We start from the raw sequence: 12,052 nt of genomic DNA, 5'->3' as shown, positions 1-12,052 counted from the left end.
TTTTTTGTCAGGCATACGACCCTTTCGAAGATCCGTCACTTAGTTAATTGAATGATAACATAACAAGCAGGTCATTATCAATAATTTTACGCCTTTCCGCTAAGAACGAGATGTATGAAATCCAACATATAGATCCTGTTGTATGGGAAGCTTGCAAAGCCGGAGATAAAGGCGCCTATGCGAATATCTATAGACTGTACTACCCACGTCTATACAACTACGGGCGCAAACTAACGGACAATGCCGTTCTGATCGAAGACAGCATACAGGAGATCTTTGTGCGTTTCTGGATGAACCGTGAGCAGCTGTCTGCTGTCAGGGAATTCAGAAGCTATCTCTTTGTCTCTTTCCGGCATTGCCTGTTGCGGTTATTATCGCAACATAGAAAGTTACAGGGAGACCTGCCGGATGATGAGCAATATGTATTTGCCCTCGAAATGTCGGCAGAGCAACAACGGTTAGCAAAGGAAGAACAACATGAACAGCTGCTGGCATTGAAGAGTGCCATGGACCAACTTACCCCAAGACAAAAAGAAGCGATCTTCTTCCGCTTCTACGAAAACATGGAATATGAGGAAATAGCAGCGATCCTGCAGATCTCTGTAAAGGCCACATATAAATTGATGGCGCGCGCTATCGATGTATTGCGCAACGCTTATCGTACCATGCCTTTAGTACCCGCCATGATGACGCTGGCTACACTCGCCGCCGCGTTAGGCAGTCTGCAATTATCAATTGCCATCCTCGGAACGGCTGCTTATTTCAAATTCTGAATTTTTTAAAAAAAGTTTTTCCCCCATGGGGTAAAATGGATGCCATCCTGCTCCTTTAGTTGTAACAGGCAAAAATGGAGCAACCTATAAACTACGCAACTTATACAACGAACGATTTTATTGCAGATGATGCATTCCTGAAATGGGTACGACATCCTGATGCTGCCGGCGATGCATGGTGGCAGGAGTGGCTGGAAGCCCACCCGCATAAACGTCAACAGGTGGAAGACGCCCGCGCTTTCATCAGCCGGTTACAGTTTGAAGAACAATTGCCTGACGAGGATGCTATTGCCCTATCGCTGGCACATAACCTGTCACTTATAGAAGCTGCCGAAAGGCCGGTATTGCCGGGAAAACAGGTACGTTCTGTCAGAAAACTGTTCTGGTGGGCTGCCGCGGCTGCCGCAATAGTAGGCGTAGTATTATCAGTTATGTATTTTTTGATACAGCCTCCGGCAATGACGATCATAAAAGGATATGCCGTGGGAGTAAGGACCGTACAATTGCCAGATAGTTCAATTGTCAGACTGAACGCCGGAGCAGAACTCTCTTTCCGTAGTAATTGGGCACCTGGTGCAAACCGTGAGATCTGGTTACAGGGCGAGGCGTTTTTTGATATTAAACCATCCCCGGCAGGTGTACGTGCCGCCAATGAATTTGTTGTACACAGCGGTAATGTACTGATCAATGTATTAGGTACATCTTTCAATGTCAGAGAAGGCGCTGCTGCTACAACCGTAACATTGAATACAGGTAAGATCAAACTTAGCTTTAAGGATCTGCCGGAAACGCCGTTCATACTCAATCCCGGCGATTTTGTACAATATCGTACTGCCAGCAATAAGATCATCAGAAAGAAAGTAAATCCTACACTATATGCTGTATGGAAGGAAGAGCGGCAATATCTGGAGAGGGTAACATTACAGGAAATTGCCTACTATATTGAAGATACCTATAACTATCACGTAAAGATCAGCGATGCCAGGCTGGCTAAACAACAATTGTCAGGGGGGCTGCAGGTCAAGGATGAAGCTTCACTATTGGAAACGTTATCATTTGCATTGAACCTGAAAATAGAAAGGAAAGCAGATTCACTTTTCATACAATCCAGTAACCAATAAAATTATCAGTAATGCTCACAAATGTACCTCTTAAGACGTTGGGCAGATGTACCTTATTATATGCCTGCCTGATGGGGAGGTCCGCCTATGCACAGGACTTCGCACTATTGAGCGGCCCCACGGCACATATCATGCCTGCCTACACGTCGGATCAACGTCAATTGCAGACACTGGGACAAATCCTGCAGGATATAGAGAAGGCGCACAATGTCAGCTTTCTCTGCAGGTCAGAATTATTAGAAATGAAGATCAATAAAGGCAAAGAAAACTTCCGCGAAAAAGCCTTTGCCCGCGTATTGCAGTCATTGATCAAACCCTATGGGCTGGAGATGAAACAGATCACCCAAAGGCAGTTTGCCATTTCGAGTGACGATGCGTCGAAGAATGATAAAGCTCCGGAAGTGGATGCCGGCAGCACGTCTGCCATGGCGCTCAGAACTGTATGGGGCAGTGGTGCCGGTGACAATATCAGCTGGGACCGCATCCAGGTAATGCGGGTGACCGGTACGGTAAAAGGTGCAGCAGGCGTTGTTTTACCTGGTGTGACCGTTACCGTGAAAGGGAAAGGGAATGGCACTGTTACCGACGCAAACGGACGCTTTGAGATCAGTGTTCCCGGTAATGATGTTGTGCTTGTATTCTCTTATGTAGGCTATTTTCAAAAAGAGGTGCCTGTAAGCGGTCAGCAATCAATTGACGTGGTGTTGAATGAAGATACCCGCCAGCTGAACCAGGTTGTGGTCGTAGGTTTTGGCACACAAAAGAAAGTGAACCTGACCGGTGCTGTAAGTATGGTAGGAGAGAAAGATCTTGCAAGCAGGCCATTGACATCTATGTCCGTAGCCCTGCAGGGATTGATGCCCGGCCTGACAGTTGTCAGCAACAGTGGCTTCCCCGGCGATCCTAAGTCGACGATCAGGGTGCGTGGTGTCGGTACTACCAACAATGCAAATCCTTTTATCCTGATCGACGGAGTGCCCGGCGATATTAACTTCCTGAACCCTGCGGATATCGAGAGTGTGTCTGTATTAAAAGATGCTGCATCTGCATCTATCTATGGTTCACGTGCAGCGAATGGAGTGATATTGGTTACCACCAAAAAAGGTAAGCTTAATCAGACGCCAACTGTTAGCTATAATGGTTATTACGGACAGCAGCGTCCATACGCATTGCCTAAAATGTTAGGCGCTCCCGAATATATGTCCATGCTCAATGAAGCACAAAGGAATGTCGGGCTGCCGGAAACTTATACCGAAGCAGATATTCAGAAAGCAAAAGATGGTACTGACCCTGATTTTTTTGCTAATACCAACTGGCCAAAGGCATTGTCCAAAGGGCATGCACCTTTGCAGGAACATAACCTGAGCCTCAATGGTGGCGCGCAACACGTGTCTTATTATCTTTCTTATGGAAGGCTGGACCAGAAAGGACTCATAATAGGAGATCAGTATAAAGCCCTGCGTAATAATCTCCGTGCAAGGATTAATGCGTTCACTTTATTTGATATCCTGGATGTAGATGCTAACATCGGTTATATCGATCGTTCGCAAAATCAGCCAGCCGGTGGTACCGACTATAATAGTGGGCCTATCTATTCTGCACTCACCATGTCGCCATTAACTCCTGTTAAGTTCACCAATGGTGGCTGGGGCTATGGTGGTGGTTCCAGCAACCCTGCGGCTATTGCCACAGATGGCGGATACAACAATTTCAAGTCGCAGGAAGTAACAGGAAATATCACTGGTAAATTACACCTGCTTCCTCACCTCGATATAACTGGTCAATACGGAACAAACATCATCAATCAGCGACGCGCTACTTTCAGTCGCAAGCTCGATTATTACTATCCTGATTCCGGAGAATTCTGGTATACCAACTCAACCAGCAACAGTCTTGACATGAGAGACTACACCAGCCGTATGAACAACCTCTCCCTGTTGATCAACTATGATTTCCAGATGAGACAACACCATGTGAAATTACTGGGAGGTTACCAGCAGGAAACTTACCGTTATGAATCATGGGCGGCAAGCAAACAAAACTTCGTAAGTGATGATGTGCCGGTGTTTAACCTGGGTTCTGATAATCCTAATGCATCAGGAGATGCATATCAATATGCATTACGTTCCTGGTTCGGTCGTGTGAATTACGACTATAAAGAAAAGTATCTGTTGGAACTGAATCTCCGCTACGATGGTTCTTCCCGATATGCACCTGATGAGCGTTACGGCGCATTCCCTTCTGCATCTGCAGCTTGGCGTTTTACGCAGGAAAATTTCCTGAAAGAAAGCAGTAGTATGCGTTGGTTGAATGAAGGTAAGCTGCGTGTGTCTTACGGTAATCTTGGTAACCAGTACGGAGCCGATGGCAATGCTTATTCAGAATGGTATCCTTATCAGCAGGTAGTAACCGGTGTAGGTACTATGCCTATCGGTAACATACTGACCCGTGGATTGGCACAAACGAACCTGGCTAACGTACTGTTAAGATGGGAGAAAGTAAATATGCTCAACATTGGTGTTGATCTGGCTTTCCTGAATAACCGCCTCGCTGTAACTGCCGACTGGTTCAACAAACGCACGATGGATATACAGTTGAGAGTACCACAGCCGGATGTGCTGGGCTTGCAGGTCCCTGATCAGAATGCAGGTAACGTATCCAATAAAGGCTGGGAGCTTAGCATAGGATGGAATGATCATATCCAGGACTTTACATACGGTCTTACTGCGCAGTTGTCCGATGTAAGGAACAAGATAGAAAGCCTGGGCGGTGCGCCGGCAGTGCTGGAAGACAGGATCCGCCAGGTAGGTTATCCGATCGATGCGTTCTATGGATACAGAACAGATGGTTTGGCACAGGAAGCTGACTTTACCAAAGATGCGACAACGGGAAAGCTTATCCCTAAATTTGCCATCTTCGATGCAGACCAGGGTAAGGTTGCTCCCGGCGATATAAAATACAGGGACCTGAATGGCGATAACAAGATCACGGCAGACAAAGACCGTGAAGTGATCGGTAATGCATTTCCACGCTACACATATTCCCTGAGAGGAAACCTGGGTTGGAAGAACATCGATTTCGCCTTCTTTCTGCAGGGAGTTGGTAAGGGCAACGGTTATGTAGGTGGAATAGGTATACATACCTTCCAGGCATATGGCTCTTATCCGCAGGAAGTACACAGAGACCACTGGACGCCTGAACATACAGATGCCTGGTACCCTCGTTTCACTTTCCTGGATACCCGCAATAGCGGCCGTCAGTCTGACTATTGGCTGCAGAATGCTGCATACCTCCGCCTGAAAAATATCCAGATCGGTTATACACTGCCTTCACAATGGCTTAGCAAAGCCAGGATCCAGAGAATAAGGGCTTATGTAAGTGCGGATAATCTGCTTACGAAGACTAAATTCTTCTATGCTTACGATCCTGAAACAGTGACTACCAACGGTGGTGAATATCCACAGATAAAAACCGTGGTGTTCGGTATTAATGTCAACTTTAAATAACTACAGCAATGCGTCGTCAACATATTTTATACGGTATCCTGATAATACTGGCAGGCTGTATCGCCGGCTGTTCAAAGGATTTCCTCGACCGCTCCGCACTGGACGCTATTACCAGCGAACAGTTCTGGAAAACGGAAGCACAACTGAAACTGGCAGCGAATGCCTGCTATGACTACCTGAAGGGTAAGAATGTAGTTGATATGGAGAACCTGGGAGATAATACTATTTATCCTCCTCTTAGTGACTACCTGAATATCTCTACCGGCAATTACGATTTCACAACAAATACGTTGAATAACGAATGGGTGAATCAATACTACGGTATCCGCCGATGTAACCACTTCCTGGAAAACTACCAGAAAGCACAGGGTGTGAAGGAAACGACACTAAAACAATATGCAGGAGAAGTACGCTTTCTGCGGGCCTTCCTGTACAGCTATCTGACTTTCTTTTTTGGAGATGTTCCACTGGTAACAAATACCCTGAACATCGGTGATGAGCAGGTATATGGAACACGCACGCCAAGAGCGCAGGTGGTGGATTTTATATTGCAGGAGCTGGATTCTGCAGCAGCGGAATTACCTACGTCCTATGGTTCTGCTGACCTGGGTCGTATTACAAAAGGAGCAGCACTGGGCTGGAAGTCTCGCGTAGCAATGTTCTATGGGAAGTATGATGTAGCTGAAGCTGCAGCGAAAGCGGTAATGGACCTGAATGTATACAAGCTTTATACGAACGGAAATACTGCTACCAGCTACAATGAGCTGTTTACGCACAAAGGAAAACTCGCAGCAGGTGCTAATAAAGAAACAATGCTGGCACGCCTGTATCTCATCGATGTTTCTATGCATAACATGAGCCGCGAAGCGCAGGTGCCTGACCAGACAGCCCGTTTCAATCCTACCAAGTCGCTCATGGATGCGTACCTGTGTACAGATGGTATGCCTATTGAAAAATCTCCTTTGTACAATGAAGCTACACAAACAGCATACGCTGATGTTTTCGTCAACAGAGACCCGAGGTTGAAACAAACAGTACTGGCGCCTGGCGCTACCTGGGGCGGAAAGGATGATGGAGACGCAGACGCGAGCCCGGCAGACATTTATAATCTTCCTAAATTCAATTCCGATAAAAAGGGCTGTGTAACGGCAACCGGCTATTATTTTACCAAATATGTGCAGGTATCTGCAGTAGCTACTTACAATAAAGACCCGAACGACATTCACATCATGCGTTATGCGGAGATGCTGTTGAATTATGCAGAAGCCAGGGAAATGCAGGGCAAGCTGACACAGGCCGACCTGGATATTTCAATCAACCTGCTGAGAGACCGTGTGGGCATGCACCACATGATCATCACAGAGCTGGCTGGCTGGGGCATGGACCTGCGTGAAGAGATCCGCCGGGAAAGACGTGTGGAACTGGCGCTGGAAGGACAACGTTATTTCGATCTGCTGCGCTGGAAGAAAGGAGCATTACTTGCAGAAGATGTGAAAGGTATGAAGAAGGCTTTTATTCCTGATTATATGCAGCCATATGTGGCCAGTGTACCGGTAGATGCCAAAGGATATATGATCATCAACACTAATCGCCGCTTTCAGGACCCTAAGAACTATTTGTGGCCGATACCATTGACGCAATGGCAACGTAATCCGGCACTGGGACAGAACCCGGGATGGGAGTGATGATAAAAAACGATTGAAATATGAGGATCTTAACAATTGCAGTTATTGTGCTGGCAGTCGCCGGATGCAGCGGTGGAAAAGGGCTTGCAAAGCATACGGATAAGCAACAGGACACGCTGAAGGTATTAAGTTATAATATTCATCATGCGAACCCGCCTTCCCGTCCGGGATTAATAGACCTGGATGCAATAGCGCGGGTCATCAATGAACAACATCCTGACTTCGTCGCCCTGCAGGAAGTGGATGTACACACCGGCCGTTCCGGCAAGGATGTACATGAAGCGGAGGTGCTGGCTGCAAAAACAGGCATGCATTCCTTTTTCGCAAAGGGTATTCCTTATGATGGCGGAGAATACGGTATTGCAGTACTTTCCCGCTTCCCGGTGAAGGAAGGACATGCATACGCCCTGCCGTCCGTATCTGGTGTTAAGGCCGAGCCACGCGCATTGTGCACTGTCACTGTTACTTTACCTGACGGGAGACAGGTCATGATGGCCAGCACACACCTGGATGTAACGAAGAGTGACAGTAACAGGGTGCTGCAAACAAAAGAGATCGTCCGCATTCTGGGAAATGCCGGAATGCCTGTGATACTGGCAGGCGATATGAACGCCAGAGAAGGCAGTATGGCCATTAATATACTTGACAGCAGTTTCACCCGTACCTGTAGAGATTGTCCCTTTACAATACCCGTGGAGATGCCAAAAAGGGCCATAGATTTTATCATGTATACGCCGGCTAAAGCCTTTCGTGTAGTACAGCACCAGGTGATCCCTGAACGGTACGCATCGGACCATCTGCCGGTCCTGGCAACGCTGATATTTTAAGAGAAAAGCGGGAAAATTATGATTTCCCGCTTTTTAATTATAAATTATACCTCTCTTATTCTGCAAGACACGTTATCGTAAAACCAAACTAAAGAACATGCCTGAAAATTCTAACAACAACTCACGCCGGGGATTTATTACCAAGATGGCTAAAGGGGTCGTAGGCGCATCTTTGTTGCCCAATATTATCACTGCTGCTGACAGAAAGCGTAATCTGGAGTCACTGTCCCGTGCCAACGAAAAATACAGTGCCAACGATCAGATCCAGATCGCATTGATCGGTGCAGGCGGCATGGGTACAGCAGATACCAATACGGCCATCACAGTGCCGGGCGTAAAACTGATCGCTGCGTGTGACCTGTATGACGGCCGGTTGGCTGACGCTAAGAAGAAATGGGGTAATGATATTGCTACAACACGCGACTACCGCGAGATCCTGGACAGGAAAGATGTGGATGCGGTGATCATTGCTACTCCCGACTTCTGGCATAAGGATATCTCCGTGGCGGCTATGAATAAAGGCAAGTCCGTTTATTGTGAGAAGCCGATGGTGCACGATATTACTGAAGGCCCTGCCGTGGTGGAAGCACAACAGAAGAATGGCAAGGTGGTATACCAGGTAGGCAGCCAGGGTATGAGCTCTCTCGGAAATGAAAAAGCAAAACAATTATTAAAAGAAGGTGCTATTGGTAAGCTGAACTATGCAGAAGGCTTCTGGGCCCGTATGTCTCCGTTCGGCGCCTGGCAATATCCTATTCCGGCCGATGCGTCACCGAAGACAGTTGACTGGACGACTTATCTGGAACATGCCACCAAACGTGATTTTGATCCACTACGTTTCTTCCGCTGGCGTAATTACAGGGACTATGGGACTGGCGTATCAGGCGATCTGTTTGTGCACCTGTTTTCCAGCCTGCACTTTGTAACAGGGTCTGTCGGTCCTGAGAAGATCATGGCTACCGGCGGCCTGCGTTATTGGAAAGACGGACGTGAAGTACCCGATATTATGCTGGGTATGTTTGACTATCCTGAAACGGAAGCACATCCTGCCTTTAACCTGTCACTGCGTGTGAACTTTGTAGATGGTACAGGTGGTACTAACTACCTGCGCATGGTAGGTAGCGAAGGCTCTATGACGGTGGAATGGGATAAAGTGACATTGTACCGTAACACCTCCCATGTAGATGAAAGCGATCCATTGCTGCAGGGTAAAAAAGATGGCGACTCCGGTAAACAATATGTTTACAACCGTAAGGATATGTTGCCACCAGATAAGCTGGAGTACGTTGCAGAGAAAGGATATAAAGGCGCGCATTTTGACCACTTCTACAACCTGTTCAACGCTATGCGTACCGGTGGTAAAGTAAGTGAAGACGCCCTGTTCGGCTATCGTGCGGCAGCACCGGCGCTGTTATGTAACGACAGCTATTTTCAAAACCGTATTATGCATTGGGATCCGAAAGCTCTCAAATCGATAAACAAATAAAAATGTAATCATGATGAAGAAATTATTTGTTCCTGCATTGTCAGTAATGGCGATTAGTGTAATGTCATGTGGTGGTGGTACAGGTTCCGCCAGTAACGATTCTTCTACTGTAGTGGTAGATAGTAGTGCAGCTGCTACAGCTCCTGTAACAGACACTGCAAAGAATGTATTGTCAGATACAGAAAAAGCAGAAGGCTGGGTATTACTGTTCAACGGGCAGAACTTGGATGGATGGCACGTTTACAAAGGCAAAACATCTAACAGCTGGGTAGCTGAAAATGGAGAATTACATTGCCTGGGTAGTGAAAAAGACAAGAGTGATAAACGTGCGGACCTGACCTCTAACGATACATATGAGAACTTCGAGTTCCGTACAGACTGGAAAATAGCGCCGAAAGGTAACAGCGGTATTATTTATCTGGCATCTGAAGATAATGATGCAGCTTACCAGAGCGGTCCGGAATATCAGTTAATAGATGATGAGAATTTCCCTGAGAAGCTGGAAGACTGGCAGAAAACAGGTGCTAACTACGCAATGGGCGCACCATTGGTAGCTGCAGCAAAACCTGTAGGCGAGTGGAATCATACCCGTATTGTAGTTAATAAGGGACATGTAGAACATTGGCTGAATGGTCAGAAAACGGCCGATTATCAGATCGGTTCTCCCGAGTGGAAGAAAGCAAAAGCAGAAGGAAAGTGGAAAGATACAAAGCCTTATGGCGAAACCAAGAAAGGCCACATCGACCTGCAGGACCACGGAAGTGAAGTATGGTTCAAGAATGTAAAGATCAAACAGCTGTAAGCGCATCGCTTTAAGCAAAAAATAACAAACGAAAGAGGCCGTATCATATGATACGGCCTCCTGGTTTATAGCAATTTGTAATGCTTAGATAGCAGCTTCGTAGTTCTTGGTAACTGCATCCCAGTTTACTGCGTTCCAGAACGCCTTCAGGTATTCAGGACGACGGTTCTGATACTTCAGATAGTAAGCGTGTTCCCAAACGTCGATACCCAATACTGGTGTACCTTTTACTTCAGCAACATCCATCAGCGGATTGTCCTGGTTAGGAGTGGAAGTGATTTCCAGTTTGCCGTCTTTTACGATCAGCCAGGCCCAACCTGAACCGAAACGGGTAGCACCTGCATTCGCGAATTTCTCCTGGAATTCAGCGAAAGAACCGAAAGTGCTCTTAATAGCATCAGCCAGCTTACCTGTAGGTTCACCACCTGCATTAGGTCCCAGCACTTTCCAGAAGAAGCTGTGGTTCCAGTGACCACCACCGTTGTTTCTTACAGCAGGGCTTATTTTACCTGCGCTTGCTACCAGCTCTTCCAGGGATTTATTTTCATTTTCAGTACCGGCAATTGCTTTATTCAGGTTGTCGACATAAGCCTGATGATGCTTTCCGTGGTGAATTTCCATCGTCTGTTTGTCAATATGTGGTTCCAGTGCGTCGTGTGCGTACGGTAAGCTCGGAAGTGTGAATGCCATAACTTAATGTTTTTATTGCGTTAATGAATATGTGTCTCCAAAAGAGTTTCCAAATTTACTGCCTAATATCATAAATATCAAAACAGGTCATTTTCCCTTTGTTGTATATATCATGTCAGATTAGGTAGTTCTGCCCAATTCGCATACCAATTGTGTTGGATATATGCTTTTTTATTTTATATTTACATTAAGCGTTGTAACAAATTTTCGTACTATATTCCTGTTCGTATAAACGTTAAAGTTACAATACTATACAAATCCTACGCTGAGTGTATAGGAAGTGAGGATTCTTGCGCCATTCTAGACCTATTGGTTTCAGCTATTGTTTGTATAAAACTTAATGTATGTTGACAGATTCGGACATGGGCCACGACTATTCCCTCAACGCCTTGCAGAAGGAAAATGAACTATTAAAGACTCGTATCCAATCACTGGAAAGTCTTCTGAACAATGTACCCGCGATGCTTTACACGCACCAGAATGCGACAAAAACGGTCAACTGGTGTAACCGCTATATGGAAGATGTAACAGGATACACAATGGCGGAGATGAACAGTATGGGATTGGATTTCTTTAAAGACATCATGCATCCTGATGATTTTGATCTGGCTGTGATAGCCCAACAGTCGTTCAAAGAAAATAAGAATGTTTTTGGAGGGGTATTAAGATTCCGTAAACGCGGTACCGACAACTGGGTTTGGCTGGCCGGCATTGCCATTCCGTATACCCGTGATGAACAGGGAAAGGTAAAGGAGGTGATCTGTGCATTTGTGGATATGACCCATGCCATGGACACGAATGATCAGTTAACAGAAGCCATGCTGGACGTAATGAGGCGTAAGCATGAAGACCTGATCAGTAAACTGACGCCCCGTGAGAGGGATATTGTGCAATTGACAGTTAAAGGATTGAATAATAAAGAGATAGCTGCAGAGTTAAACCTGAGCCGGTATACCATTGAAACCCACCGGAAGAATATCAGGATCAAACTCAAGGTGCGTAATACAGCCGAGTTGATAGCCCTCGCCAGAAAAGTTGGTTATCAATAATTTATGGATCTTTTTATGCTGCCCGAAGACAGAGCAGGACGGTAAAAATACCCAAGCTTGGGTATTTGACGCCAAAACTAAGTCTACTAATTTAGTGGCATTAACCGAAAACA

At 46.2% G+C, this 12,052-nt stretch carries 9 protein-coding genes; 8 read left to right on the top strand and 1 reads right to left on the bottom strand.

Features of this window, described 5'->3' with window-relative positions:
- The first annotated feature begins 110 nt into the window (after positions 1–110).
- The 7 genes from C7475_RS09620 to C7475_RS09590 all read left to right on the top strand — a co-directional run bounded on the left by C7475_RS09620 (position 111) and on the right by C7475_RS09590 (position 10,200).
- Positions 111–773 (top strand): RNA polymerase sigma factor, encoded by a 663-nt coding sequence (locus C7475_RS09620; protein ID WP_110053150.1) that lies wholly within the window; start codon positions 111–113, stop codon positions 771–773.
- Positions 774–847: 74 nt separating this feature from the next.
- Entirely contained in the window at positions 848–1,894 is a 1,047-nt protein-coding gene (locus tag C7475_RS09615) for a FecR family protein (RefSeq protein WP_110053149.1), read from the top strand.
- Between the two features lie 11 nt (positions 1,895–1,905).
- Positions 1,906–5,400, top strand: coding sequence for a TonB-dependent receptor (locus C7475_RS09610; protein WP_110053148.1), 3,495 nt, complete (start codon positions 1,906–1,908; stop codon positions 5,398–5,400).
- Positions 5,401–5,408: 8 nt separating this feature from the next.
- Positions 5,409–7,085 carry a RagB/SusD family nutrient uptake outer membrane protein gene (locus C7475_RS09605; protein ID WP_110053147.1) on the top strand — a complete coding sequence of 559 codons (1,677 nt, stop codon included), beginning with the start codon at positions 5,409–5,411 and terminating at the stop codon, positions 7,083–7,085.
- Positions 7,086–7,105: 20 nt separating this feature from the next.
- Positions 7,106–7,912 (top strand): endonuclease/exonuclease/phosphatase family protein, encoded by an 807-nt coding sequence (locus C7475_RS09600; RefSeq protein ID WP_110053146.1) that lies wholly within the window; start codon positions 7,106–7,108, stop codon positions 7,910–7,912.
- Between the two features lie 97 nt (positions 7,913–8,009).
- Positions 8,010–9,398 carry a Gfo/Idh/MocA family protein gene (locus C7475_RS09595; RefSeq protein ID WP_110053145.1) on the top strand — a complete coding sequence of 463 codons (1,389 nt, stop codon included), beginning with the start codon at positions 8,010–8,012 and terminating at the stop codon, positions 9,396–9,398.
- Positions 9,399–9,408: 10 nt separating this feature from the next.
- A complete protein-coding gene (locus C7475_RS09590) occupies positions 9,409–10,200 on the top strand; it encodes a DUF1080 domain-containing protein (protein ID WP_233259809.1) in 792 nt (263 codons plus the stop codon).
- An 84-nt stretch (positions 10,201–10,284) separates the two neighbouring features.
- On the opposite strand, the gene C7475_RS09585 is transcribed toward C7475_RS09590, so the two are convergent.
- A complete protein-coding gene (locus C7475_RS09585) occupies positions 10,285–10,890 on the bottom strand; it encodes a superoxide dismutase (RefSeq protein WP_110053144.1) in 606 nt (201 codons plus the stop codon).
- Positions 10,891–11,234: 344 nt separating this feature from the next.
- Here C7475_RS09585 and C7475_RS32940 point away from each other — a divergent pair, with 344 nt between their 5' ends.
- A complete protein-coding gene (locus C7475_RS32940) occupies positions 11,235–11,939 on the top strand; it encodes a LuxR C-terminal-related transcriptional regulator (protein WP_158286471.1) in 705 nt (234 codons plus the stop codon).
- The last annotated feature ends 113 nt before the right edge of the window (positions 11,940–12,052 follow it).

The sequence above is a fragment of the Chitinophaga sp. S165 genome, assembly GCF_003182155.1.
In the GTDB taxonomy this organism is placed as follows: domain Bacteria; phylum Bacteroidota; class Bacteroidia; order Chitinophagales; family Chitinophagaceae; genus Chitinophaga.
This window is presented reverse-complemented; position numbering and strand designations above follow the sequence as displayed.

Coding starts and splice junctions, on each gene's coding strand:
- C7475_RS09605 (WP_110053147.1), top strand. CDS start 5,409: ATGCGTCGTCAACATATTTTATACGGTATCCTGATAATACTGGCAGGC.
- C7475_RS09615 (WP_110053149.1), top strand. CDS start 848: ATGGAGCAACCTATAAACTACGCAACTTATACAACGAACGATTTTATT.
- C7475_RS09600 (WP_110053146.1), top strand. CDS start 7,106: ATGAGGATCTTAACAATTGCAGTTATTGTGCTGGCAGTCGCCGGATGC.
- C7475_RS09620 (WP_110053150.1), top strand. CDS start 111: ATGTATGAAATCCAACATATAGATCCTGTTGTATGGGAAGCTTGCAAA.
- C7475_RS09585 (WP_110053144.1), bottom strand. CDS start 10,890: ATGGCATTCACACTTCCGAGCTTACCGTACGCACACGACGCACTGGAA.
- C7475_RS09590 (WP_233259809.1), top strand. CDS start 9,409: ATGATGAAGAAATTATTTGTTCCTGCATTGTCAGTAATGGCGATTAGT.
- C7475_RS32940 (WP_158286471.1), top strand. CDS start 11,235: ATGTTGACAGATTCGGACATGGGCCACGACTATTCCCTCAACGCCTTG.
- C7475_RS09595 (WP_110053145.1), top strand. CDS start 8,010: ATGCCTGAAAATTCTAACAACAACTCACGCCGGGGATTTATTACCAAG.
- C7475_RS09610 (WP_110053148.1), top strand. CDS start 1,906: ATGCTCACAAATGTACCTCTTAAGACGTTGGGCAGATGTACCTTATTA.